The following is a 23,987-nucleotide window of genomic DNA, read 5'->3' as shown; positions in this document are numbered from 1 at the left end:
TCATCAGAGCGCTGGCGACCAGGCGTAGCTTCATTTCGTTAGACTAGGCCAGATCGCCGGCCTCCTCGACCATGCCCGGGCGTTGATCCCGGTCAGTGCGATAAATGGGCACATTGAGGGACAGATCGAGCATGTCGGTCGTTCAGCGACAATCGGCGCGGAGCGGCGGGACGTTTGAGCGTCCCGACCGTGACGCCCTCACCATTCCTAAAAGGGGAAAATCGATGACGTCCACCGATGGCGAGACTACGCTGGGCAACGGCGGTGAGATTCACCAGCGGGCAGCCGGGGATGCTGCATCATTGACGACAAATCACGGCGTGCCGGTAAGTGACAACCAGAACAGCCTGAAGTCTGGCGCGCGCGGCCCGACCCTGCTCGAGGACTTCGTGTTGCGCGAGAAGATTTTCCACTTCGACCACGAGCGCATCCCCGAGCGGATCGTACATGCGCGTGGTTCCGGCGCGCACGGCGTGTTCGAGGCGACCGACGACATCTCCGAACTGTCGAAGGCGGCTGTCTTTACGAAGGGCGAGAAGACCGAGGTATTCGTGCGATTCTCGACGGTTGCGGGCGGAGCCGGGTCCGTCGATACGCCGCGCGACGTGCGCGGCTTCGCGGTCAAGTTCTATACGCGCGAGGGCAACTGGGACCTCGTCGGCAACAACATCCCGGTGTTTTTCATCCAGGACGCGATCAAGTTCCCCGATCTCGTCCACGCCGTGAAGATGGAGGCGGACCGCGCCTACCCGCAGGCCGGCTCGGCGCACGACACCTTCTGGGACTGGGCGTCGCTGATGCCCGAGACGACGCACATGCTGATGTGGGCGATGTCCGACCGTACCCTACCGCGGTCTCTGCGCATGATGGAGGGCTTCGGCGTCCACACCTTCAGGCTGGTGAACGCCAAGGGCGAGTCCAGCTTCGTCAAGTTCCACTGGCGACCTCGACTGGGCATTCAGTCGACGATCTGGGACGAGGCGCTGAAGCTCCAGGCGGCCGACAACGACTACCACCGCCGCGACCTGTTCGAAGCGATCGACAGCGGGGCGTTCCCCGAGTGGGATCTAGCCGTACAGGTGTTCGACCAGGCGTTCGCCGACGCGCAGCCCTACGACGTGCTCGACGCGACCAAGCTGATCCCCGAGGAGGACGTGCCGCTGCGCGTCATCGGCAAGCTGACGCTCAACCGCAACGTCGACAACTTCTTCGCCGAGACCGAGCAGGTCGCGTTTCTGCCGACCAACATCGTGCCTGGCATCGACTTCTCCAACGACCCGCTGCTGCAGGGTCGGTTGTTCAGCTACATGGACACCCAGAACTCGCGGCTCGGCACCACCAACTTCCACCAGATCCCGATCAACGCGCCGCGCTGCCCATTCGGCAATTTCCAGCGCGACGGGAAGATGCAGACCATGGTCCCCAAGGGCCGCGCCAATTACGAGCCGAACAGTCTCGCCGAACATGGCGAGGACGGCGGCCCGCGCGAGACCCCGCGCGGCTTCGCGACGGCCAACGCCGCGACGGGACCCGACGAAACCGGCGACAAGCTGCGCATCCGCGCCGAGAGCTTCGCCGACCATTATAGTCAGGCGCGCCTGTTCTACCGCTCGCAGGACGAGCACGAGCAGGCCCACATCGCCTCGTCGTTCGTGTTCGAGCTGTCGAAGGTCGGCCTGCTCGACCAGGTGCCGCCGCGGATGGTCGCGAACCTGCGCAACGTCGACGAGGATCTCGCCAAGCGCGTCGCGACAGGCCTCGGCATCGATCTGCCCAAGAAGGCCAAGGCGGCGAAGGAGCCGGTCGACATGCCGCCGTCCGACGCGCTGTCGATCCACAAGAAGATGAAGGACACGCTGGAGGGGCGCGCCGTCGGCATCCTGATCGCCGACGGAACCGACGCTGCGGTGCTGAAGTCGGTGACGGCTGCCATCGAGAAGGCCAAGGGCAAGGCGGTGATCGTTGCGCCAAAGGTGGGCGGCGCGAAACTGTCGGATGGCAATGTGCAGAAGGCCGATGGCCATCTCGCCGGGTCGCCGTCCCAGATATTCGACGCCGTCGCCCTCATCCTATCCGAGGATGGATGCGCGGCGCTACTCAAGGAGGGCGCGGCGGTCGAGTTCGCCATGAACGCGTTCGCGCACCTCAAAGCCATCGGCGCCAGCGACGAGGCGAAGCCGCTGCTCGACAAGGCCGGCGTCGAGCCGGATGACGGCGTCGTCGGGCTGGACAAGGCCTTCGTCGAGGCGGCCGGGCGGCGGTTCTACGACCGCGAGCCGAAGCTGCGCACGCTCGCATGACCAACGCCGAGCCGAACCCGGGTCAGCCATGATCGATCCGTTCACCTACTGGTCCCGTGTGCTCGACAGCTGGCGCGTCATGGGATCGACCGGGGCGATGATGGCGCGGACGTTGGCCGCGTCGCAGGACGTGATCGCGGTGCGCACCGGCATGATGCGGGCGGCCGCCCATTCCCCGCTGGATGCGAACTATGCCGAGCTGTCAAGGATGGTGCCGGAGAAGGTCGCGGCATTCTCGGCAGCAGGGGATGCAGTGATGGCGGCCTGGTGGAAGGCGCAGGCGGACGGCATGGCGCAGATGTCGAAGGCGATGTCCGGCCCATTCCGCGCGCCGTCCCCGTTCTCCGTGGCGGAGTACTGGGGCGATGTCGCCCTCGCCATGCTTCGCGGAGCCGAGTCGGGCGTGCGCCTCGGGCGCGATGCGATCGGCCCGATCCACCGGACCGCGACCGCCAACGCCCGCCGGCTGGGTAACCGTCGAGGGGCTTCATGAGCGGATCCTCGCCGTCGATCGCCTTTGTGGGCGCAGGCCCGACGACCATCTACACGCTGTGGGCGCTGGTCAACGAGGCGTCGCGGCCGTTCCGGGCGACGATCTTCGAGGAGCAGGGCAAGCCCGGTCTCGGGACACCCTACCGCCCCGGCTGGAACGATCCGGCCATGCTATCCAACATCGCGAGCGTCGAGATCCCGCCGTTGGAGGAGACGCTGATCGGCTGGCTCGGGCGCCAGACGCCTGCCCGGCTGGTCGAGTTCGGCATTGGGACTGACGAGATCGACGACCACGCCTTCTATCCCCGACTCGTGCTCGGCTCCTACTTCCTCGACCAGTTCCACGCGCTCATCGAACGCGCCCGTGCCGAGGGTCATGACATCGAGCTCAGACCCCGGTGCCGGGTGCTCGACGTCGCCGCCGAGGACGACGCCCTGCTCCTAACGGTGAAGCCCCGTCACGGCGCGACCTTCGAACAACGGTTCGACCACGTCGTGCTCGCGACCGGCCACCAGTGGCCCGAGGAGCCGGAGGTCCGGCCGGGCTACTTCCTTAGCCCGTGGCCGGCGACCGCGCTGGCGAGGATACCGCCGTGCCATGTCGGCATCAGGGGCTCGTCCCTGACGGCGATAGACGCGGCCGTCGCCCTCGCAGGCGGCCATGGCGACTTCATCGAGGGTGACGACGGGACGCTCGTCTACGAACCCAAGGCGGACACCGAGGCATTCCGGATGACGATGATGTCGCGCAAGGGCCTGCTGCCCGAAGCCGACTTCTACCATCCGGTGCCTTACGAGCCACTCTCCATTTGCACGCCCGAGGCGATCGAGCGGCTGATCGACGACCCGGACGGCGATCTGCTCGACCGGGCGTTCGCGCTGTTCAAGCGGGAGCTGGCCGCGGCGGATCCCCTCTACGCCGAAGGGATCGGGCTCGACGGTCTCGGCTTGGAGGCGTTCGGGGAACGGTTCTTCGCGGAGCGGATGGGCGCCGACACGTTTGAGTGGGCGCAGGACAACCTGGCCGAGGCGGAGTGGAACTTCGAGACGCGGTCGACCGTGCCGTGGCGCTACGCGATCCTGCGGATGCACGAGGTCATGGCCATCCTCGTGCCCTATCTCGAGGCCGACGAATTCCAGCGGTTCAGCCGCTCCTTCAAGCCGGTTTTCGTCGACGACTACGCGACGGTGCCGCACGTCTCGATCCGGCGGATGCTGGCGCTTCACGAGGCCGGCAAGCTAGACGTCATCGCGATCGGCGACGACTACCGGATCGACACACATCCGCCGGACGGTGGGGCCGTCCTGCGCTTCGACGGCAAACGCATCGCGTTCCCGGCGTTCGTCGAGGCGACGGGCCAGCGCGCGCTGCCCGCCAAGGACTTTCCGTTCCCGTCGCTCCGGGCGCAGGGTCTCGTCCGCGACACCGACGCCGGCGACGGAAAGCCCGGGTCGCGCGGCATCGTCGTGGACGACGTCTTCCATCCGGTGTCCGACGGCGAGTCGGAGGGCCGCCTTTACTGCCTGAGCCTGCCCTTCCTCCTTGGGCGCCACCCCTTCATCCAGGGGATCACCAGTTCGCATGAGATGGGGACGGTGGTCGGCGCCGAACTCGCGCGGGCTGTCGACGGCGTCAGGCCGCTGGGCGCGGGCGTCGCCTCCGGCGAGATGCGGATATGATGAAGCTGTTCGCGGTATATGTCGGCGGCGAGGCCGCGGGCGCGAACATCGAGATCCACGACATGCGCTTCGTCGCCGCGCCGTCGATCACCGACACCTACGACGAGCTGCGTCGGCAGTGGTGGGGGACGCCGTCGAGCCTGCATGTCGATTGCTGGGCCGAGATTGACCAAGTCGACGGCTACGACGTCATCCTCCGCCCGGAGCCGGCCACTGGTGAGAACAGGCTCTACTACGTCAACCTCGGCGGCTACGACCGAGGCGAGTTCCTCGAGAAGCACCGCAACGTCTTCGTGGTCGCGGGTTCGCTTAAGGAAGCCAAGGCGGAGGCGCTGAAGCGTGGCGTCGGTTGGAAGGATCTGCACCGCGACGATCTCTACGAGGCGGAGCAGGCGTTCGAGCTCGACCGCTTCGACGGGGAGCGGCGCCTGTATCTCCATCTCGAGCCGACGAACGCCCCGCGCGAGGTCGCGTTCATCTGCCGGTACACGCCGATCGGCAAGGTCTGACGCCAGGGCACGCGCTCGCACGCGCCCTTCAGCCCCGGACTCACACCGTCAGTCGAGCCCTCGTCTCGTCGGACACCTTGCCCGACAGTCCGGGGACCTCGTCGAGCTGACGCAGGTCGGTGAAGCGGCCACGCTCGCCGCGATACCTCACGATCTCTGGACCGTGGCCCCGCAGCCCTTCGACGGAATCCAGTGCGTCCTGGTCGGCCGTGTTGATGTCGATCATTCCCATCCCAGCGTTCTCCGGTCCTCGTGCGATCCGATGCGCTCCGCGTTGGTCATGGCCGACGGCATCCACCAGGGCGGGTCCTACCGGCCGCATCGTCTCACTCGGCAAGTTCCACCGACACGCTCTGGCCATTCATGACGGCATTACCGTAGGCGGTCAGGAAGGCGACGTCGGCGGCGTCGCGGCCGACGCCGATCTTGGCCATCGCCGCCTCCTGCGCCATGCCCGTCGCATCGACGAGGTGCCACTCGCCGCCGACGAAGACCTCCGCGACCGCATGGAAGTCCTGCGGCTCGACGCCGAGCGCATAGACGCTCGCGATGCGGGCCGGGATGCCAGCGGCACGGGCGAGCGTTATCATCACGTGCGCGTAGTCGCGGCACACGCCCTGTCTGCGGATGAAGGTGTCCGCGGCGGTCGTGTCCGAGGTGCTCGATCCAAGGACGTAGCTGAAATGGCCCTGCACCCAGTCGCGCATGGCGATGACCTTGCGACCGCCCTCCGAGTCCCCGAACGTGGCGCCGACGAAGCTCTGGAACTGGTCCGAGGGGCAGTATCGGGAGGGCATCAGATACTGCACGGTCTCACCCGGAAGCTGGTGCGGCGGGACCGCCGGCAGATCGAGGCAGTCGGTGAGGATGGGGTTGATCGCGATCGTCGCCGTGTAGTCGACGGTGAAGCGACCTCTCGCCCGGATCCACATGCGCTCGCCGATGCCGTCCTGCGCCGGGACCCGAGCGAAGTACTCGTTGTCGGATACATCGACATAGGCCGACAGGATGGTCTGCTCGGGGATGGCCGCCGCCTCCACCTGAAGCAGGATGTCGGTGGGTTCGCCGAATGCGTAGTCGAGATGGGAGCGGACGTTGATCTTCATGGCGGCCGGAACGCCCGGAGTCGGATTTAGCCGCACACGAGGTCCGTCCGCGACGTATTTTCGCCGCTCCCCTCCCCGGTTGCGTGAAGTAGAATGCTCCGACCATCGACGCACTGCGGCTCGGGTCCCGGTGCGACGGCTCCGCTTGACGGGGCCGAAGATCGCCCCTCGCCAGCAGTGGGTCTCAGAAGACGGCCGCGACCATCGTCAGGACGTTGTCGGCGAGCCGACGCGGCATCGGTCGTGCCGCAACGACCGCGCGGTCGATCTCGGTCGCGTCGGCCAGCCAGCGTCGCTGGTGGTCGATGACCTGCCCGGCAAGCTCGGCGGTCTCGAACAGGACGTTGTTCTCGAAGTTCAGGTCGAGGCTGCGTCTGTCCATGTTGGAGGATCCGACCAGCGCCAGCCTGTCGTCCACCACCAGCGTCTTGGCGTGCAGGAGCCCGCCGTTGAACTCGAAGATGTGCACGTCCGCTCTTGCCAGTATCGGATAGTAGGCCCTCGCGATCGCACCGAGGATCCGGCTGTCGCAGCGTCGCGGAAAGACGATGGTGACCTTCACGCCCCGACGCCCCGCTGCCACGATCGCGCCGATCAACGGTGGGTCCGGCGCGAAATACGGCGTCGTGATGGTCACGCGGTCGCGTGCCGCCGCCAGGACCGCGACGAACATCTCGGTCATGGAGCCGCGTGGCGAAAGTGGACCGTTGCCGACGGCTATCGCCGGAAAGCCATCGGACGCCGATGGCACCGGCTCGGCGACGATGTCCGAGGTCAGGTCCTCGCCCGTCTCGGTCGTCCATGCCGAGGCGAAGATGAGCTCGGTCTGGCGCACCACCGGTCCTTCGTATCGGATCATGATATCGACCCACGGTGCGAACTTCGGCTTGATCCTGAACGCGGCGTCGGCGCAGTTCTCGCTGCCGCAATAGGCGATGCGGCCATCCACCACGACGATCTTGCGGTGGTTTCGGAGGTCGACGCGGTGGCCGGCGAGGAAGCCGAGCCCTAGCGGCGCCTTCAGTGACGGGCACATCCGCGCGCCGGCGTCTCGCATCCCTCGCCAGAGCGGCGAGCGGATCATGGCCCTCGACCCGATGGCGTCGGCGACGACGCGGCATGTCACACCCCGTCGTGCGGCGCGGCATATCGCTTCCGCGACCCGCCCGCCGTTGCGGTCGGTGAGCCAGATGTAGATCGACAGGTGGACCGTCCGTTCCGCTGCATCGATGTCCGCGACGATCATGTCGATGGCGTCGTCGGCACCGGCCGCGACCCTTCCGGAATTGCCGCCGGATGCCGGCCAGCGGCTGACCGCGGTGCATGTCCGGAACGCGTTGACGACGGGTTCGGCGAGTTTGGTCTCGGAAATGCCGGCAGGCGCCATCGGCAGCAGCGCCTCGTATGCGGCGCGCGAGCGGTCGCGGAATCCGGTCGAGATCCACGGCTCGCCGAACAGCAGGTAGAGGATCACACCGAGCACGGGCAGCGCGACGAGCAGCAGCAGCCACGCGGTTCTGGCCATGGGCTCGCGGTCCTCCACGAGCATGGCCCGCAGGATGACGGCGGCATGGACCGCAAGGACCGCGAAGCCGATCGCCAGTTCGGCGCTCACCATGTCCGGACCTCTCTGCGAGGCCGGGGCTCGATCCCGCGGGGAAGCGCCGCTGCCACTCTAACGCGCGTCCACATCGGCCGCCGTTATGAGGATTGGCGGCTCGCCGCCGAGCCGCTTGACGAATTCGAGCCGCGCGATTCGGTGTATGTCGGCCTCGAACTCGGTGAACGTCTCCAGGGCCAACTCGGGATCGATCGCGTCGAGGCCCGGGTTGAGCAACTCGGTCAGGGCGTCGGCGGTGATGAGGAAGTCCACGGGACCGAACTTGGTCATACCCATGTATCCTACACTCCCCCGCTCGGGCACCCATTCCCCACCGCCGAGTTCGAATGTGATGCTTGGCCGTGCCATCGTGAGCCCTCCCGTCGGCGCCGCCGGTGATGGACGGCCCTCTTGATAAGGTCGGTGCCGCGCGCCGCGATAGCCGCCTGCCTCGTGCGGCCGAGCAAGCGAGCGGGGCGCTGTGCGTCAGCCGCCGGTGCTCTCCGGCACCGCGGCGTCGGAGTGGATGAGCCCCTCCGACCGCAGCTCCTGCCAGAACTCCGGAGCGATCTTGGTCTGCAGGGCGGCGTGGTCGGCTAGAATGTGGTCGGGCTTCGCGGTGCCGACGATGAGCGACGACACCACGTCGGGCGCCCTGCTAAATTGCAGAGCGGCGGCGACCGGATCGACCCCATGTCTCGCCGTCGCGGCGCGCAGCTTGCGCAGCCTCTCCAGCTTGTCCTCGGCGATCAGCGTGTTTTCTTCGCCGTAGTTGTAGCGGTGCTCGCCGCCGATGAACCCGGCGTTGAGCGAGGAGCCGACCACAAAGCTCACGCCTTTCTCGCGCGCCTTGGGGAAGACCTGCTCGACGGCGTTGGCGTGATCGATCAGCGAATACTGCGAGGCGAGCAGGTGCACGTCGCTGTCCGCCTCCTCGAGGCACCGCAGGATGGGCTGCGGGCAGTTCACACCCATCCCCCAACCGTCGATAACCCCTTCCTCGCGAAGCCTCGTTAGGGTGGGGAATGCGCCGTTCGCGGCCGTGGGCCAAAGCGTCTCCCAGTCCTCGGGTAGGAATTTGTTGTCGGGCGACAGGTCGTGGACGAAGACGAAGTCGAGCCGGTCGAGCCCGAGGCGCTGCAGGCTGTCGTCGATCGAGCGCAGCACGCCGTCGGCGGTATAGTCGAAATGGGGCGTGTTGGGCGAGGTGGTGAAGGGGAAGAATCTCTTCGCCTCGTTGTCTCGGCTGGCCTTCAGCAGCTTGCCTACCTTGGACGAGATGACGAACTCGTCGCGCGGCTTGCGGGCCAGGAAGCGTCCGAACCGGCGTTCGGCGAGACCCAGGCCATACCAAGGCGACACATCAAAGTAGCGCACGCCGGCGTCCCAGGCGGCGGAGAGCGTCGCCTCGGCCTGCTCGTCGGTCGCGAATTGAAATTCGTTGCCGATGGCGACGCCGCCGAGGCCAAAGTTGTGTGGGGGGCGGTAACGTGGCGACGGCATCATGGTCCTTCCGAGATGTGAACCATAAGAACGACTAATGTCCGCTGAGGCTGCATGGATCGGCTGAATTGATCACCCGCTCGGGCGCTGCGACTACAATGTCGGCGTGGCGCAGTTGCGCGACGCGCGAACGCGGTGATCGGCGTGCCGCTTTGCGGCAAGCGCAATGTGGTGTTTGCGAGCCTTGATCAATATCGCTTTCCGCGAACGCTTTAGCTGCACGGCCACGAATGCTCCGCTACGTCCGTCCGCTGCCATCTGACGCAGCGCATCAAGGTCTTCTTCCGTCCAATGTCCGGATGGGTGATCCGACATCCTTGAGCTCTCAGCGGTCGATCGACAGCGCTGGATTGAGGACGCGCGCCGAATAGAAATAGGCACCGCCAGCGACCAACGCGATCGCCCCTAACAACAGCGGCAGAAAATAGCGTCGCTTCACTCGCAATTCTCTTTTTCCCGTCGCGCAGCGGCGCGACAATTTTACGCAGACCCACGTCGCGGCATTTGGCAACTTGACGCGCCTCAATTGCCTGCTGTTTGAGCGTCGGATGGCGCATTGCGGATCAAAGTGACGGCACGTCAGGACCAGTGGCGTCGGCGACAGCCGCCCCCCGTTTGCCTAACGGCACCGGCGGACCGGTCGTGGTATCCCGCGCTGTGCGGCGTTCGAGTTGCGAGTTCAGCTCTGCACCCATCAGAAAGATATAGGACGACAGCCACAGCCATAGCTGGAGCACGATGACGGCGCTCAACGAGCCATAGGTCGCGCCATAGCTCCCGAAATTTGCGACATAAAATGCGAATGCCGCGGTCGTCGCAAGCCACAGGATCGTCGTTAGGATCGAGCCCGGTGTGAGCCAGACCCACTTGGCGTGCGCGCGGTCGGGTCCAAATCGGTACAGCAAAGCGGCGACCATCGATGCCAGCACGGCCAGCAACAGATAGCTAGTGAACCTGATTGCGGTCGAAGCGAGCGGCGGCATGGCGGGGAACAAATCGCCCAGAAATGCCGTCGCCGTGGTGGACACTGCGGCGGCGATGGCCAAGATTACCGCCGCGCCGGTAATCGCGAACGCCAGCAAATAAAGCTGGACGATGCTGCGTCGCTCCTTTTCCTCGTAGGCGACGTTGAGCGCGGTCACGATTGCCGACGCCCCCTGCGTCGCGCCGTACAGCGCGAGGGCTAAGGCAAGCGCCAACGCCCATCCCTTCTTGCCACCGGACGACCCGACGACGTTAGTCAGCTGGTCGGCAATCAGGCTGGCGGCGTCGCGGGGGAGCACCCCGAACAGGGCGCGGATGTTATTCGCGACCGTCTCTGGCGTCGCGAACAGTCCGTAGCTAAGCACGACCGCCGCCAGCAACGGGGCGATCGCCGCAAATCCCCAGAAAGCGGTGCCCGCTGCGATCAGGCCAATATTGTCGGTACCACTGTCGCTCCAAGTCTGGCCGAGCACCGACTTCCAGTCGTGGCGCAGGATGGTCCAGGGACTATCAGCCCGCAGGATCGCGCGATGCTCGCTCGCTGTGATGTCGCCGGTCATCGCTACTCCCCCCGTTGCGCCAACAACCTTCACCGCCGGGGGCGGTTCCTGATGCTATACGAGCTTCCTGTCACTTCCTGCGATATCCGCGATCCACCTCCCTGGATCACGTCCGGCTGCAACTGTCAGAGACCGGGGTTCTCGCCGACGCAATGTTCGCAGGAAATTTCGGTCCGCGCGTGTTTGACCAATATTCTGTCAGTATCTCCCGCGCCGGGGATTCGATACGCTGGATTGATGGATGAGCTTGAACAGCGCGAGCAGGACATCGATCTAACCGATGAGGAGCGCGAGGCGGTCGCTAAGCGGCAGAGTGCCAACGCCCGTGTCATTCACGAGGTTATCCGGCGGCATGGAGACGAAGAGATGGAGCGCCCGACGCTCTCGCTCGTCTGGTCCGGGTTGGCGGGTGGCGTCGGCATCAGCGCATCTGTGCTGGGCCAGTCACTGCTGGAGGAGCATTTGCCAACGGCGTCCTGGACGCCTCTCGTCGCCAGCCTTGGCTATACGGTCGGATTCTTGATCGTCATCCTCGGGCGACTGCAGCTCTTCACCGAGAGCACGCTGTCGGCGGTCATTCCTGTCGCCACGCATCCGAGCTGGAAGAATTTCGGCCGGCTGACGCGGTTCTGGGGGGTCGTGCTCGTCGCAAATCTGATCGGCACGCTATTCATCGCTTTACTAAACGAACATCAGCTGATCACCACGGCTGCGCACCGCGACGCCATGCTTGAGCTTTCCCGCCACCTCCTCGAGCGGAACTGGCTGACCACGCTCAAGCTCGGCATACCGGCCGGCTTTCTCATCGCCGCCGTCCCTTGGGCGCTTCCCTCAGCGCGAGGGCAGGAGTTTTGGGTCGTGCTCGTTCTCACCTACTTCATCGCCCTTGGCGGGTTCGCTCACGTAGTCGCCGGGTCAGGTGAGGCTTGGCTGCTCGCGCTGAATGGCGAGACGACGTTTGTGCACGCGCTTGGCGGCATCATCCTCCCCACGCTCATCGGCAACATCTTGGGCGGGACGGGTCTGTTCGCGCTGCTCGCACACGCCCAGGTAAGGCCCGAACTCGGCACATGAAATGGCCACGGGTCGCGGTAGCGCCCGATACCTCGACAGGACTCAGCCTCAAAAACACCCGCCATTCGACCACCCCTACGCTTACACCGGTTGTAGAGCGTCTTGTGCGGCCAGTAGACGCTCGGCGCATTATGCCAGCGCAGCCCATTTCGGTTGACGAACACGATGCCGCTCAGCACCCGCCGGTCGTCGACCCAAGGCCTGCCGTCGCTCTTGGGATAGAACGGTCGCAGCCGTTCGACCTGCTCATCCGTCAGCCAAAACAGGTCGCTCATCCTGGCCTCCCTACGGAACCTGAATCAGATCGCGACGCTCACATCAATGGGTCCTGACCCTAGTGCTACGCTGCGCTCGTGCGAACTAAACCGGCGTTTAAGATCAATCTCGAAAATGCGCGGGCTGAGCTTGCGGCGCTGCGAGCAAACCCCGCCTCCGCCAAGCCGCAAGGTTGCGAGGCAGAGACCGCACTGATCGAAGCACTGGTCGTTATGCCCCGCGCCAAAATGCGATAGCGGAGGTCGCGAGCATTGGGGTCGATGCCGGCGCTTTTTGCCCACTCTCGAACCAACAAGCTCCAACAGCATTCACCCGATGGGGTGAACGCGACACGAAACGCCGCCTTCAGCCTACCAACCAGAGTCCGTCATTCACCCTGGGATGTTCAAACGGCGGCCTTCAGGCGATCCGACCGGAATGCCGAACGACCGAAAATGGGGCGTTGAGCGGAACGGCAGCTACCAGCTTCGATGCGCGTTGCGGCAGGAGCGCGACTCGCTCAGTGTTGATTCTCCCAACTTGCAACCCTTACCGCATCTGCTCATTCCTGTGAACGTGTTCACTCGATCTAGTCCCCCCACGCGCCCATCGATACCGAAAGGACATCGGGTATATGCGATTGGTGATATCCACGGCGAAGCCGGCCTCCTCCGAGAACTGCTCAAGGCGATTGAGGAAGATAGCGGCGCGCAATTCGACGCCTTTATAACCCTCATTTTGCTTGGGGATATCATTGATCGCGGGAACGACGCGGCAGCGTTGGTCGCAACATTTGCCCACCTGAAACTCGCTCAGGTGATCGTGATTAGGGGGAATCACGAGGACGCCCTCGCTCAAGCCTATCGCGGAAATGACGAAGTTCTCGACGCCTGGATGCCGTTCGGCGCCATAACGACGCTCAAGGGCTTCGGGATCACGCTCCGGGAGGTCGACGCCACCAATGCGGTATTCTCGAATGCGCTACGCAGCCGCATCGATTCCAATTTAATCGAGTGGATCGAGGGCCTGCCCACCTCGTGGGAATGTGGCGACTATTACTTCACGCATGCAGGCATTCGGCCCGGCGTGGAACTCAAAGATCAAGACGATGCCGATCTTCTGTGGATCAGGGAACCGTTTCTCTCGAGCAAGCGCAACCATGGCAAGGTGATCGTACACGGCCATACGGTCGAAGTCGGCGTCCCTACGCTTGGCAGCAATCGGATCGGCATCGACACCGGCGCGCACGAGCACGGCGTGTTGACCGCCTTGGGACTGGAAGGCGACCGGCAGTGGCTACTCCAAGCCGTTGCCGCAGATCGTCACCCAGCATCTGCCGATGAAGAAAGGCTAGCTGAGGTCGAGCTAGCGCTTGGCAATTGCCAGCCTTTGCCGGACATTGCGGCCCTGATCACCGCGATCGTGACACCGAGGCCGTTAGCACCGGATGCGCCACTGCTGCTAACGGCAGGCCGTCGACTTTTGGACCGGCAGCCAGTGCCCAGGCGGCTTGGCACCGGCGGCTACGTAGCAGCGGGATTCGCACTTGTTCTGGCGTTAGTTGGAGGAGGAATGGCATATCGGTCGGGCTCTTGGCGGAAGGGTTCGGGCGACATCGCGATCTCCATGCCTGACACATGGGTCGGAAAAAAACCGCCAAAGTTTACCGCTGCACCGTCGCAGTTGAGCGTAGAGACACCCGGGCCGCGGATCAATGACGGTAACAGATCACGACGTCAGTCAGCTCCCCGCTCCAGATATGTCACGCGACAGTCGACTCACGATAGGGAAACGTCGCCACGGCTTTACGGCAACGCGCTCGAAAGGGCATTAGAGGATGATCGCATTGCGACCCGTCGTCTCAATGCGGGAGAGCTATCCCGACATGAAGGAAAGCCTGTAGACTGAACCGGCAGATCGGTTGTCAGAAACACAACAAATGCGGCCCTACGCATTTGGCGCCAGTGCCGAAACAGTCCAAAAAGGCGCACCGCATTTCTGAGGAGTGCATAACAACCGACGAAACATCCATGATCGATCCGATTGAACTGGTCGCTGAACTGACCTCCGCTTGGCTATCCAATCCTAACACTCGCGCGAGCGGAGGACGCACTTGCGTTCTTTCAGTCAATGCAAAGCGCGGTCGAACCGACCGCCGAATCCGCGAGCGCTGCGCCTCAGCAAAGTTACGAGCTGAATTGCCCATTCTTGGGGCGCATTACTGCCGGTGTGTGTCGGCTCGATCCCGACATTCAGGTGGCACGCCACACATCGAAATGACGCTCACCCTGCGAGACGACCACTTTAATTGCCAATGGCCAAAGGTCGAAAAGCTCGCTCGCGCGGCGCCTCGCTGCGGTATCGTCGGCGCATACGTCCATGTGCACGGCAGGTCCAGGTCCGTTCTCCCGCATGCACTTAAAAGTGTAAGTTTTCATCGGCCAGTCAGTAACGGGTGCGAAACGGTCGTGGCAACAACACCGATCAAGATCCGGTTTCCCGACGGCGTTCTTCAGGAACAGCAGGCCACGATGCGATGTCCGCAAATAGGGCGCGTTCCTGACTGCTGGCTTTTGATATATCTACGCGCTGACGCGGATCGACGCACGGCGTCCTGCTGACATTTCCTCCTCTTAGGCGGCGTGACGTTTAGCGAATTGGCTGAACTCAGCTGCAAGGGCGGGATCGCGGATCTCCTTGATTAGCTTGGCGACAATTGCTGGCATATCGCGACCGCTGGCGACGTCATGAAATGCCATGGACCAGTCTCCGGTCTGTCGCTGGTCGATCTCGTGGTTTGACAGCTTCACGATGGCAAAATGACGCGGGTCGCGCTGGATCCGGGCGAATACTGTCTCGACCGCGTCGGCCGGTCCTTCGAGCAGCTGCAGAAACCGGCGTCCGCCGACCGCCAAAATGCCTGTAACATCAACCGCGGCATTGGCGACCCTGGACGTCCGCAGAATGCCTTCAAGTTCGGTGTTTGCCAGCAGCCGGCGCGCCGTGCTGATATATAGCAGTCGGTTCATGATCGCTCCCTTGGGTTCGGACGGAACCTAGGCGGCGACTTGTAAGAAACCGTGAAAAGCCAATTGATTCAAGTTAGTATGGCATCCCGCCTGCGCATTGCGATGTCTGGTGTGTGCGGATTGGATGAAGAATCCTTGTAAGGCCGATCATCGGGCGCTGAGCTGACGTCCTCAATATCCATTCTGATCCGAACGGGTAACGCGATCAAACTATTCTTGTGGGGCGGTATCCCGCAAACGGTATCATCGGATGCTTGCGTCTCAGGACGAGATTTTTCAATCTCCTGGCATGTGCAACCTCTACCGCATGACCGTACAACGTTGGGAGCTGGCGGCCTATTACGAGGCGAATGACGCATTCCGCTGCGAGCTCGGCGAATTGGAAAAGGACTATGTCGCACCCGGCCGACCAGGCTGGGTGATGCGACAGCATGAAGGTCAGCGAGTTGTCGACCAGATGACCTGGGGCTGGCCAAATCCTCGCGGCGGTAAAGCGGTCGTAAACGTCCGCAACTACGACAGCCCGTTCTGGCGATCGGCGCTGGCAAACCCTGCACGTCGCTGCCTCGTGCCATTCACTCAGTTCCAGGAATGGACCGTCGAGCCTGATCCCGAGACGGGTAAGAAGCGCCCGCACTGGTTCTCGATTCCAAGCCGCGCGATCGGCACGTTCGCCGGCATCTGGCGGCCGAGCGAGGCGGGGCCAATCTTCGCATTTCTGACCTGCGGTTACGACGGCGAGGCACAAAAGCACGTAGTCGGTGCGATCCACCCAAAGGCGATTCCGGTGATGCTGCACGACGAGGACGTCGACCGCTGGCTGACGGCACCGATCGACGACGCGCTGTCGCTCGCGTGTGCCTTCCCCTCTCAGTTGATGGCGGTCGACTAGAGCATGGCGCGCCGCGCGCTCGATGGCTTATTATGGTGCCTCGTCGGGCTGGCGGTGCTGTTCTGGCTCATCGCACCACCTTGGGGTGGCTAGCTAGTTGAGTGGTTCGCGGATGAGCGCGCCGGGTAGGCACATCTCGTCGTCGTCTTCCCCGAGGACGAACGTCGCCGAGTAGGTGTTTGGCCCATCCTGACCGAGCGGCACGATGAGTGTGGTATGCTCGTCGAGCCCTGCGACGAACTGTGTACCGCTCTGCTCATAGACCCCCACTTTCGTTCCCTCGCGGAACACATGGCCGCCCTGGAATACAAAGACGGGAGCCTCCTAAAGCGGCTGCGCCTCCATCGGAGCCCGCCAGCGCGCGCAGGTGAAATTCTCCATGATCGGCCTCCATGCCGCGAATCGACGGCGACGGCTTTAGCATGAAATGATTGCAATCCGTTCTTTTTTTGTTCTAGCTCTGGGCTCCCCGCCGACCCGGCGATTCGACAGCGATGGAGATTGAACGTGCAGCACGATCCGCTGCTGCGTGCGATGGCGCGCGCGGTTTACGATGCCTGCTACCCAACCGAGGATTGGGCACCGATCGGGTTCGATGAGGCCGAGCGCACAGGCACGGTCCATTACCGGCAAGCCGTGGATGCCGCCCGCCAGGCCAAGGCGCTGACGGCCAATGCGGGCGAGCAATTGCCGCTATTCGCCGCAGCCTGACTCGCCGCTCCTGGCCCGACATGTCGGTCATCCGTATCCGGGCGATCATCATGGCGCTGGCCGCGCTCGATCGAACGCGAGATGCTGCGGCTCACCAGAGCATGACGGCCTCGCCCGACCTGCGCGCGTTGCTGGCCTTGCTCGCCAGTCTCGGCGATGGCGACCCGCGGCCCTATGGCGCGTTCATCCACGCGCTGGAACTGATGCGCACGTCGTCGTCGAGCAACAATAACGACGTCGGTCGCAGCAACGACTTGAGCGCTGCTCGCATTGGCATTCTTCGCGACCTGGGCATCGACGACGACACCGCGCTGCTCGACGAGATCGGGGCGATCCGTGACAATGGGCGGATCGCGATCGAACGCGGGATCTGCACGCACATTGCGCTCGATCGCGATCTGCCAGCGCTGTTCCGGCGGTTCGCGATCGAACAGTTGCGGTCGGAAAACACGGCACCATTGACCGGAGTAAGCACGCGCGGGATCGCGTGGATCGTGAACAAGCTCGGCATGCTTCGCCAGCTTGAACCGGCCGTATGGGGCTTCGAGCGGCGACTATCGGGGCGACGCGGCGGCCCTGTGCAGAACGCGATCACCAACGTCAGCACGGCATGGGGCCGGCATTGGCTCCCGACGTGCAATCAATTCTCTCGATGCCTCGTCCCGTTTCAGTCTTTCGCTGTCGCCGGTGGTCGTGACGCGCAGGGTGGCCGCCAGACGCATTGGTTCGAATTTGCATCGAACGAGCCCGCCAGCTTTGCGGGCGTGTATCGATCGAACGGCGATCATCGCGCTTTCGCCATTCTGACGACCGAGCCTAATGCCGCGTTCGCTGCGATCGGCGTCAAGGCGATGCCAGTGATATTGCTGCCCGAGGACGAGGCGCGCTGGCTGGACAAGATGCAGCGATACGATGTGTTCAACCTGGTTGCGGCACTACCGTCGCAGCTTCTTCGTCAGGTCGATCCGATCAGCCGCCCTGGTATTTGATGGCGCGCTGGACCAGCGATGGCACGCGGGAGGCGACGAGCCTGTTCGAGGCGGCCGCCTGGCATAAGGCGATCAAGCTCACCTGCGGACGATGCCGGCATTCGATCACGTTCAACCCTCACGGGTTGTGGTGGCTGTTCGAACGCAAGGGTTGGAAAGGTAAGCTTCGTGACGTTCCTCAGCACCTCTATTGCAAGCGATGCCGTGATGCATTTGGCAAAAGGGTTCGGGCACTACGGATCGAGCTGGTGACGGAGTCGCCGGATGATTTCCAGCTGCCGCTTCCCGATGAGCGTGACTGGAAGCGGGCAGTTAGTCGGCTCAGGACCTGAAACGTTAACCGATCGGCCGCTTTGACCATCCAATTGTCTGGTTCAGCGGGACCAGACGGGGGGACGAAAGGTTTGCGGCAAGAAGCAGTGGCAACGGGTCACCCAAACCGCAGGACATTGGCGCAACCGAGTGGAAGACGAGAGCATCGATCTAATGTAGAGGGCGGGTGGCACCGATTGGCGGTACAAATACCGAAGCGGAATTTTTCAAACCGTTAGTCGCCGTGATCCGCAGCGGTCTTCCAATGATTTCGCGCAGCGGCAAGATTGTTGTTGGGTTGGATAAATTGATCGCTACCGTTTGCCACAAGCCTTCGCTTTGTACTTCGATGATGTAGCGGACGTCTCCGTCCGACAATGCGTGAGAGGCCGCCCAGCTCAAACGAACCCGCGGCTCGATTTTGCGCTCCGCCAAGCCGAATGACAAAGACGTCAATCGCGGTCGTTCCGGTGCCGACGGCGCCGTCAACCCAGATTTGAACGTAGCAGCGGTTCGACCTCTTACAGCGAGATCGATGCGGGACATGGTCGGCAGAGCGGGAATCTCCGCGGATATCAGGGCGACTATTCGATCGGGACCATGGTCGCTTATTGGAGTCGCATCGACGGCGAAGCGCTGTATCTCTTGACCTGAAGGATCGAACGCGATGAGTTGAACGTCAGCCAACGCGTCGACCGGTGCTTCGGCCCGCGTGACCGGGAAGACTGCTTCGATCGAACCCGTGCCGGCGCTGAGATCGACCAGACCGCTGACATGCACGAAGTCGCCCGCTTTCATGCCCCGCTGGTCGGAAGCTCGGCTCTTCTCGTGTAATGGGCCAAACTTCTGATCCTCTGCTGTCACCTGCGCGAGAACCCCCTTGTACGTGTAAGCGCTCAACCACTGCGGAAGGTTACAGTAGGTCATGATTTCCGTGCCGACATGTCCGGGGATAATCTGTAGTGGGATCGGGTTGCCGACCGTCGGCGGCGTGATAACACTCCCATCGAGATCGACCCTGCTGTCGCCCATGTCCCAGCCCTCGAACGTACCAGCCACGTCCGAGATAAAGCCATCGGAATACGGGTAGGATGGATCGTCCTTGGTTTCGCCGCAGATGCCCGGATGCTTTCGGCCGAAACTATGGCCCAGTTCATGCCCTCCATACCAATCGGCATAGCTTCCGTCGGTGTCGCCGAAGGCGTTTTTGCCGGCCGGTCCGGATGCGACAGACTTGGGTTGAGGCGATGTGGGGACGGCCGAGCAGCCGCGGTAGAAATTCGCTGAAGTGCTGGCGACTAAGCCGAAATAGTGAGTGCGTGCATCGGCTCCGTTCGAAATGTCCTTTGCCCGTATTGCGCCGACGAACGAGTTGACGTGGTCGCACGTCATTTCGTGGTTGATGTCGTTCTTGAAAGGCGGTGCGAAATCGCCTGTCACTTCCGCACGCGTCCATTGGACCGACGGCACCGGGTACGCCCTGCCGAGCCAGCTCGCGAGCATATTGTAGTCGGCATCTGCAGGTGCGAGCGTCGCCGTCGTCGCCGGATCGATATAGGTGACTCCAATGACCCGCAGCCGCAGCGGTGGACCCGACACAAATGTTGCCACCGTTGCGGTGCAGAGGTGGCAATCGATAGGTTTGCCGGTTGCCGCATCTGTCACATCGATGAGTGACAGAGTTGTCGGTCCTGCTGCTGTTGCGATCGCCGGAAGCTGATACTCTAGAGCGCCGTTCAAATCCTCCCGCCTTGCATGCAGCGAGGCAATACCAAGGGCCAGAGGCTTTTGCGGGCCAAGCGTCGCGACCATCGCGCCGTTGCGGGTCACGCGGAGCAACCCGTTAATGGAGGACACACCGGCAACCGTGCCCGACACATAAACGCGGACAAAGGTCGGCTTCGCGGCGACGAGCGGGACGGACAAACTCATGTCCTGGATCGCTTGTGTGACTTCCATTCCGTCAAACGTGATGTGCGCCGACGCCGGCATAGCGGCGTGAGTGATCGTCAGATCGAGATGCGCTTCAACCTCGCCATGGCATTGGCCGTCGGTTCCGTCGTCATGGCTCCAGTAGCCGTTGTCGCCTAGCCCACCCTTGTCGAGGTAGCCGAGCTGCAGGACGCCACCAGTCGAGGTAAGGGTCTTGCCGAGGATTGAGGAGATGCGAACCAAGCCTGGGGTCGCGCCCGGTATCGCGATTTCTCCGCTATAAGCATGATTCGGGTCAGATGTGTTCCGATCGGGGTCGACATAGCGTTTCCAAGTCTTTCCCGCACCGCCGGTCTGAACGCAGCCTCCGGCAGCTACCTGAACTTGATCCCCAGGAGCGAAAATCACGCTAGGGTAATTTTCGCTAGCCTGCGTCACATCGGGTCGATCGACGTGACACGCCGCCTGGTTGGTTCCTTGAGGCGTACATTGGCCGAATATCGTGCCAGCAGCGGCGAACGGGACGGACCCACGCTTGATGACGATCTTGACCGTGGCGCGCCCATGGTTCGATCCGTACACATCCGCGCACTGTCCACCGGTTCCGCTGTCATGGCTGTAATAACCGTTGTCGGAATAGCCATCATCCTCATAGCCGAGACCCAACGGCCCGTCGGCGACGGGCAACGCACTGATGAGGCGCTGCACATCGACAATACGTCTCACTGGTTGGCCCGGGATTTGGATCGTTCCGTAATATCGCACTGCAGGCGATGAGCCGGTCCGAGCGTCCGGATCGAGATAGCGCTTCCACGTCGCACCGGTCCCTCCGGTCTGGACGCATCCGTCAGCTTCGATCGACAGAATCTGGTCATTCTGATGCAGCATGATCGTGGGATAGGTCGTCATCGGCTTGAGGACGTTCGGCTGCACGATTTCGCACGTATCGACACCCGACCCATCGGATGTGCAGATGATTTGGTCCGCGAACGCAGGGCGCGCGGCGAACAGCGCGAACGCGCAAAAGAGCAGAGCGAACAGGCTTTTAAGGGACCCCATCGACATTTCCCTTCCAGGTCGTCGCGTGCCGTGCGGATCCGATCGCCGCAGTGCCCGAGTGGAACGCGCAAACGATCCGTTCACGATATCTCGCCTTCTGGCGAGAGCCAGTGAAATCGACACCGTTTTGCGAGTATTTGCCGTCAAAATGACGTACCGCGGAAGTGCCTAAGCGTTGGAAGGTGACGCCCGCATCGTAAGAAAGATTGTCGAAACTTCTCTTCTAAGACAGTTCCAGGCCGATGAGTTTTGCACTTTTTCCGGGTAGCGAGCTATCTTTGTGGCTGGATGAATCGGGCATCTGCCGCGAGCCGGCGTGACACTTGTGGAACAGGTTCAGCCGATGTTTGCCAGCAACATTCGTCGCCAGTGAGCGTCCCGCATACGCGCCGGCCTCCATTCGCGATCCGGGCGGCGGAGCCCAAGGTCAGGACGCATGGATCACAGCCAGAAGATGATGGTGGCAGAGCGCGCGATGGCGGAGCTGAAAGTGACGGGACAGCCAGTGAAGGTTCCTCGCATCTGTCTTTTACGGAGCCTCGATCAGATCGCGAATCACATCGATCTGTCCTCACCCTAGGCCGGTGTGGATCCCCAAAGGCTTTCCCGAGATACCGCAACCACTGGAATATTGGCGAGACCGGGCCAACGGTCACTGTCGAGTTGATCGACTTCGAGCAGCCCAACGAAATCCATGGGGAGACGCGACGCCCGCGCTGCGCGGAAACCAGCCGCCTTCACCATCTTGCGCTCCCGGCTCCCCCCGCCAGCAACGTGTCGATGCGTATGGATCAACATCGGAGATAGACCGCCGCCAAGAAACGCGCCGTCTTCCACGACCACGACGCCGGTCCCATCCAGCACGCAGGCTTTACCAACGATGGCGCCCTCCCCCAGGATGAAGAACGATGCTTCTGGGGTAAAACCATGTTCGACAAAGAGAACGCCCGCGCGCAGGCCGATCGTTGCACCGGGGAACGTCCGAAGTAGGTTGAGATGCACCGCGTCGGCCACCGCTCGTTGCCTACGCCCCGGCAAATGATATTCAGGGTCCAGCAGGAGTAGCCGCAACACCTCGGCGGTCGTGTATTGCTCGAGCGGCGTTTCCGTGAGGATTTCGTTCCACTCGATGACAAAATCGGGCCAGCGCAGGCCCGGCGCGGTGAATGAGGCGAACAACTCGTCGGCGTTGCGCGGTACATATGCGTGCTTCGGTGCACAGGATTCGGTGATCGGCGGATGGTCCTCTCCCAAGTCGAGCAGACGCCGGCACACGGTCGCTCGATCCCGAACCATGGCGGTGCGAGCGGACTCGAGGAGCAGAGCCGAGCGCTCGTCGCGACGATCCGGGATTTCGAAATCGTGATCGATATCGTTGCTCGGCGATGCCGATAAATCCTTGTATCGACGTCGAGAAGCGGCGTTTGCACATCCCCGAAGCGCGTCGGTTGTTATTCGATCACCGAGGTCGTCCGACTGCAATGCGGCGCCGGCGGCTGCTCTGAGCGGGAAAGGCACGTAGAGCGAATCGGACACGATTATGTCGACAAGAAGCGAACGTCTCGCCGATGGGGAAAGCAGATCCGCCGCCATCAGGATGGGATACTTTCCTTTCGCCCCGGCCAGCAGGAAGCTTGCCCTCCATTCCGAGCCTGCGCGCAGCACGTCGCGCGCGCCGTCCAACAGTTGCTCGTGGCTGAAGCGCTCGGTCAGCGCCGCCAGAACGCCGTCTGTGTCCGACGCATCGACTCCAAGCATCTGCTCCATCCAGTTGGGCGATGCCCGGAAAAGGCGTGTATCGAGTTCGTCATGAATCATGATCAATCCAGTACGGCAGTGGAGCGGAGCCAAGCGCGTCGCCTCGAAGCAAGTCGAGATCGGCATCTGGGTGAAGGGGCGCCTCTTGCGCCGGCGGCTTTATGCGCGCCGTTGGATCGGGGTAGCAGCGCAGCAGTGTCGCAAGGCGATCGTTGCCCATCAGATCGACTTCCGCGAAGGTCTCTCGTGGCGCGATCCATGACGGTGCGTACGTGATGAAGAGGCTGTATCGCGGCGTGCCATCGCCGCTCGATGTGGGGCGATGCCACAGATCAGAGTGATGGATCGTCACGTCTCCAGCCCGGACAAGGAGATCGGTCTGCCCCTGCTCGTCTTGTTCCAGATTGTAGATTTCGGTCGGTGCCCTCCGGTGGCTGCCAGGTAAAAACTGGTAGGCACCGGCCTTCGCGGTCTCAACATCTGTCAGCCAAACGCCGATCTTCAAGACCAGCGGGATCGACGGACTGAACGAAGAGTAGGGAAGACGGCGAGGTCCGTCGAAATGCCAAGCGCTTCTACGCACGCGATCGGGCTGCCGCACCAACACATCGAAGCCATGCAACGAGGTCTGCTCGCCATAAAAATCATACGCGGGTCCGAGCAATCGCTCATCACAGACGAGCTCGGCAAAACGCTGGCTCAATCCCAGGGTGTTTCGAAAAACCCCATCAACGGAAGATCCCGCCATATCCGATGCAATTAGATCGAAACCCGAACATATCGAATGTAAATCAGCGACCTCATTTGAGCCAAACGCACTCGGACGAATGATAACCCCCCGACTTTCAAATTCACTCCATTCTGAATGTTTCCATCCATGAGTGTTAAATCGTGGTGGCATTTCACTCTTCGCGATCGTTATTTCGATCTACGTTGACTCAATTTCGATTCGTTCGCAAGATTGTGGCGCGTGGAAAGTGAAAGTCCACGAGTCACGACAGGAGGAAGCTTTGGAAAAAGGAAAGTCTGACGCAGTCCACCAGCTTGTCGCCGACGTCGCTCGGAAGGCGGGGGTGGAGCCAGCCGCTGCCGAGAAGGTGCTGCGGGCCCTGAATATCGATTCTCACATCAACGAAGTCGCGGGCCTCACACGCGGCCCCATCGATGCAACCAAGGTCAAGCTGGCCTATCGCCTGAGTTCGGGCGGGATCATCGCCTGAGTCCCGACCTGCTTCGGAAGCT

22 protein-coding genes and 1 pseudogene are annotated in these 23,987 nt (G+C 62.7%); 11 read left to right on the top strand and 12 right to left on the bottom strand.

Going from position 1 to position 23,987, the window contains the following annotated elements:
- Nucleotides 1-224 precede the first annotated feature (224 nt).
- From J0I47_RS09405 to J0I47_RS09390, 4 genes are read left to right on the top strand one after another with little or no spacing between them, the layout of a single operon-like run.
- A complete protein-coding gene (locus J0I47_RS09405; protein WP_294046639.1) occupies nt 225-2,300 on the top strand; it encodes a catalase in 2,076 nt (691 codons plus the stop codon).
- A gap of 28 nt (nt 2,301-2,328) precedes the next feature.
- Complete coding sequence (locus J0I47_RS09400) at nt 2,329-2,793, top strand: hypothetical protein (protein ID WP_294046637.1); 465 nt, start codon at nt 2,329-2,331, stop codon at nt 2,791-2,793.
- Nucleotides 2,790-4,472, top strand: a complete 1,683-nt coding sequence (locus J0I47_RS09395) for an FAD/NAD(P)-binding protein (RefSeq protein WP_294046635.1) — start codon at nt 2,790-2,792, stop codon at nt 4,470-4,472. The genes J0I47_RS09400 and J0I47_RS09395 overlap by 4 nt, the downstream gene beginning before the upstream one ends.
- Entirely contained in the window at nt 4,469-4,981 is a 513-nt protein-coding gene (locus tag J0I47_RS09390) for a DUF1543 domain-containing protein (RefSeq protein ID WP_294046634.1), read from the top strand. The genes J0I47_RS09395 and J0I47_RS09390 overlap by 4 nt, the downstream gene beginning before the upstream one ends.
- Before the next feature lie 40 nt (nt 4,982-5,021).
- On the opposite strand, the gene J0I47_RS09385 is transcribed toward J0I47_RS09390, so the two are convergent.
- The 6 genes from J0I47_RS09385 to J0I47_RS09360 all read right to left on the bottom strand — a co-directional run bounded on the left by J0I47_RS09385 (nt 5,022) and on the right by J0I47_RS09360 (nt 10,734).
- Entirely contained in the window at nt 5,022-5,207 is a 186-nt protein-coding gene (locus J0I47_RS09385) for a helix-hairpin-helix domain-containing protein (protein WP_294046632.1), read from the bottom strand.
- A gap of 100 nt (nt 5,208-5,307) precedes the next feature.
- Nucleotides 5,308-6,087, bottom strand: a complete 780-nt coding sequence (locus J0I47_RS09380; RefSeq protein WP_294046630.1) for a transglutaminase family protein — start codon at nt 6,085-6,087, stop codon at nt 5,308-5,310.
- A 184-nt stretch (nt 6,088-6,271) separates the two neighbouring features.
- A complete protein-coding gene (gene cls, locus J0I47_RS09375; protein ID WP_294046628.1) occupies nt 6,272-7,702 on the bottom strand; it encodes a cardiolipin synthase in 1,431 nt (476 codons plus the stop codon).
- 60 nt (nt 7,703-7,762) lie between these two features.
- Nucleotides 7,763-7,978 (bottom strand): hypothetical protein, encoded by a 216-nt coding sequence (locus tag J0I47_RS09370; RefSeq protein WP_294046627.1) that lies wholly within the window; start codon nt 7,976-7,978, stop codon nt 7,763-7,765.
- Nucleotides 7,979-8,173: 195 nt separating this feature from the next.
- Complete coding sequence (locus J0I47_RS09365) at nt 8,174-9,193, bottom strand: aldo/keto reductase (protein ID WP_294046625.1); 1,020 nt, start codon at nt 9,191-9,193, stop codon at nt 8,174-8,176.
- 560 nt (nt 9,194-9,753) lie between these two features.
- Nucleotides 9,754-10,734 (bottom strand): YihY/virulence factor BrkB family protein, encoded by a 981-nt coding sequence (locus tag J0I47_RS09360; RefSeq protein WP_294046623.1) that lies wholly within the window; start codon nt 10,732-10,734, stop codon nt 9,754-9,756.
- 237 nt (nt 10,735-10,971) lie between these two features.
- Between J0I47_RS09360 and J0I47_RS09355 the strand changes: the two genes are divergently transcribed.
- On the top strand, nt 10,972-11,808 hold the full coding sequence (locus tag J0I47_RS09355) for a formate/nitrite transporter family protein (RefSeq protein ID WP_294046622.1): 837 nt from the start codon (nt 10,972-10,974) through the stop codon (nt 11,806-11,808).
- A 77-nt stretch (nt 11,809-11,885) separates the two neighbouring features.
- Here J0I47_RS09355 and J0I47_RS09350 read toward each other — a convergent pair.
- Nucleotides 11,886-12,083: pseudogene (locus J0I47_RS09350) on the bottom strand (transposase); the annotation flags it as partial.
- 418 nt (nt 12,084-12,501) lie between these two features.
- Between J0I47_RS09350 and J0I47_RS09345 the strand changes: the two are divergent.
- Complete coding sequence (locus J0I47_RS09345; RefSeq protein ID WP_294046620.1) at nt 12,502-13,971, top strand: metallophosphoesterase family protein; 1,470 nt, start codon at nt 12,502-12,504, stop codon at nt 13,969-13,971.
- Between the two features lie 725 nt (nt 13,972-14,696).
- Here J0I47_RS09345 and J0I47_RS09340 read toward each other — a convergent pair.
- On the bottom strand, nt 14,697-15,092 hold the full coding sequence (locus tag J0I47_RS09340) for a BLUF domain-containing protein (RefSeq protein WP_294046618.1): 396 nt from the start codon (nt 15,090-15,092) through the stop codon (nt 14,697-14,699).
- A gap of 250 nt (nt 15,093-15,342) precedes the next feature.
- On the opposite strand from J0I47_RS09340, the gene J0I47_RS09335 reads away from it, so the two are divergent.
- On the top strand, nt 15,343-15,984 hold the full coding sequence (locus J0I47_RS09335; RefSeq protein WP_366809975.1) for an SOS response-associated peptidase family protein: 642 nt from the start codon (nt 15,343-15,345) through the stop codon (nt 15,982-15,984).
- Nucleotides 15,985-16,077: 93 nt separating this feature from the next.
- Here J0I47_RS09335 and J0I47_RS09330 read toward each other — a convergent pair whose 3' ends face one another.
- A complete protein-coding gene (locus tag J0I47_RS09330) occupies nt 16,078-16,275 on the bottom strand; it encodes a hypothetical protein (RefSeq protein WP_294046614.1) in 198 nt (65 codons plus the stop codon).
- A gap of 216 nt (nt 16,276-16,491) precedes the next feature.
- Between J0I47_RS09330 and J0I47_RS09325 the strand changes: the two genes are divergently transcribed.
- Genes J0I47_RS09325 through J0I47_RS09315 form a run of 3 tightly spaced genes read left to right on the top strand, consistent with a single transcriptional unit; the run spans nt 16,492 to nt 18,016 of the window.
- Nucleotides 16,492-16,695 (top strand): hypothetical protein, encoded by a 204-nt coding sequence (locus tag J0I47_RS09325; RefSeq protein WP_294046612.1) that lies wholly within the window; start codon nt 16,492-16,494, stop codon nt 16,693-16,695.
- A 20-nt stretch (nt 16,696-16,715) separates the two neighbouring features.
- Nucleotides 16,716-17,684, top strand: coding sequence for an SOS response-associated peptidase family protein (locus J0I47_RS09320; RefSeq protein WP_294046610.1), 969 nt, complete (start codon nt 16,716-16,718; stop codon nt 17,682-17,684).
- Nucleotides 17,684-18,016 carry a hypothetical protein gene (locus J0I47_RS09315; protein WP_294046608.1) on the top strand — a complete coding sequence of 111 codons (333 nt, stop codon included), beginning with the start codon at nt 17,684-17,686 and terminating at the stop codon, nt 18,014-18,016. Before J0I47_RS09320 ends, J0I47_RS09315 begins: the two co-directional genes overlap by 1 nt.
- Nucleotides 18,017-18,167: 151 nt before the next feature.
- Here the strand turns inward: J0I47_RS09315 and J0I47_RS09310 are convergent, their stop codons facing one another.
- From J0I47_RS09310 to J0I47_RS09300, 3 genes are all read right to left on the bottom strand, one after another.
- Nucleotides 18,168-20,993, bottom strand: a complete 2,826-nt coding sequence (locus J0I47_RS09310) for a hypothetical protein (protein ID WP_294046606.1) — start codon at nt 20,991-20,993, stop codon at nt 18,168-18,170.
- 570 nt (nt 20,994-21,563) lie between these two features.
- Nucleotides 21,564-22,805, bottom strand: coding sequence for a hypothetical protein (locus tag J0I47_RS09305; RefSeq protein ID WP_294046604.1), 1,242 nt, complete (start codon nt 22,803-22,805; stop codon nt 21,564-21,566).
- Nucleotides 22,795-23,493 carry a phytanoyl-CoA dioxygenase family protein gene (locus tag J0I47_RS09300; protein WP_294046602.1) on the bottom strand — a complete coding sequence of 233 codons (699 nt, stop codon included), beginning with the start codon at nt 23,491-23,493 and terminating at the stop codon, nt 22,795-22,797. The genes J0I47_RS09305 and J0I47_RS09300 overlap by 11 nt, the downstream gene beginning before the upstream one ends.
- Nucleotides 23,494-23,626: 133 nt before the next feature.
- Here J0I47_RS09300 and J0I47_RS09295 point away from each other — a divergent pair, with 133 nt between their 5' ends.
- Nucleotides 23,627-23,965: a hypothetical protein gene (locus J0I47_RS09295; RefSeq protein ID WP_294046601.1), complete on the top strand. Its 339-nt coding sequence runs from the start codon at nt 23,627-23,629 to the stop codon at nt 23,963-23,965.
- Nucleotides 23,966-23,987 lie beyond the last annotated feature (22 nt).

The sequence above is a fragment of the Sphingomonas sp. genome, assembly GCF_017304635.1.
Lineage (GTDB): Bacteria > Pseudomonadota > Alphaproteobacteria > Sphingomonadales > Sphingomonadaceae > Sphingomonas.
This window is presented reverse-complemented; position numbering and strand designations above follow the sequence as displayed.

What these genes read in the sequence shown, in the direction of transcription:
- J0I47_RS09305 (WP_294046604.1), bottom strand. Translation starts at nt 22,805, where the DNA reads ATGATTCATGACGAACTCGATACACGCCTTTTCCGGGCATCGCCCAAC.
- J0I47_RS09365 (WP_294046625.1), bottom strand. Translation starts at nt 9,193, where the DNA reads ATGATGCCGTCGCCACGTTACCGCCCCCCACACAACTTTGGCCTCGGC.
- J0I47_RS09320 (WP_294046610.1), top strand. Translation starts at nt 16,716, where the DNA reads ATGTCGGTCATCCGTATCCGGGCGATCATCATGGCGCTGGCCGCGCTC.
- J0I47_RS09385 (WP_294046632.1), bottom strand. Translation starts at nt 5,207, where the DNA reads ATGATCGACATCAACACGGCCGACCAGGACGCACTGGATTCCGTCGAA.
- J0I47_RS09400 (WP_294046637.1), top strand. Translation starts at nt 2,329, where the DNA reads ATGATCGATCCGTTCACCTACTGGTCCCGTGTGCTCGACAGCTGGCGC.
- J0I47_RS09360 (WP_294046623.1), bottom strand. Translation starts at nt 10,734, where the DNA reads ATGACCGGCGACATCACAGCGAGCGAGCATCGCGCGATCCTGCGGGCT.
- J0I47_RS09315 (WP_294046608.1), top strand. Translation starts at nt 17,684, where the DNA reads ATGGCGCGCTGGACCAGCGATGGCACGCGGGAGGCGACGAGCCTGTTC.
- J0I47_RS09310 (WP_294046606.1), bottom strand. Translation starts at nt 20,993, where the DNA reads ATGTCGATGGGGTCCCTTAAAAGCCTGTTCGCTCTGCTCTTTTGCGCG.
- J0I47_RS09395 (WP_294046635.1), top strand. Translation starts at nt 2,790, where the DNA reads ATGAGCGGATCCTCGCCGTCGATCGCCTTTGTGGGCGCAGGCCCGACG.
- J0I47_RS09390 (WP_294046634.1), top strand. Translation starts at nt 4,469, where the DNA reads ATGATGAAGCTGTTCGCGGTATATGTCGGCGGCGAGGCCGCGGGCGCG.
- J0I47_RS09335 (WP_366809975.1), top strand. Translation starts at nt 15,343, where the DNA reads ATGCTTGCGTCTCAGGACGAGATTTTTCAATCTCCTGGCATGTGCAAC.
- J0I47_RS09345 (WP_294046620.1), top strand. Translation starts at nt 12,502, where the DNA reads ATGCCGAACGACCGAAAATGGGGCGTTGAGCGGAACGGCAGCTACCAG.
- J0I47_RS09380 (WP_294046630.1), bottom strand. Translation starts at nt 6,087, where the DNA reads ATGAAGATCAACGTCCGCTCCCATCTCGACTACGCATTCGGCGAACCC.
- J0I47_RS09340 (WP_294046618.1), bottom strand. Translation starts at nt 15,092, where the DNA reads ATGAACCGACTGCTATATATCAGCACGGCGCGCCGGCTGCTGGCAAAC.
- J0I47_RS09370 (WP_294046627.1), bottom strand. Translation starts at nt 7,978, where the DNA reads ATGACCAAGTTCGGTCCCGTGGACTTCCTCATCACCGCCGACGCCCTG.
- J0I47_RS09405 (WP_294046639.1), top strand. Translation starts at nt 225, where the DNA reads ATGACGTCCACCGATGGCGAGACTACGCTGGGCAACGGCGGTGAGATT.
- J0I47_RS09355 (WP_294046622.1), top strand. Translation starts at nt 10,972, where the DNA reads ATGGATGAGCTTGAACAGCGCGAGCAGGACATCGATCTAACCGATGAG.
- J0I47_RS09300 (WP_294046602.1), bottom strand. Translation starts at nt 23,493, where the DNA reads ATGGCGGGATCTTCCGTTGATGGGGTTTTTCGAAACACCCTGGGATTG.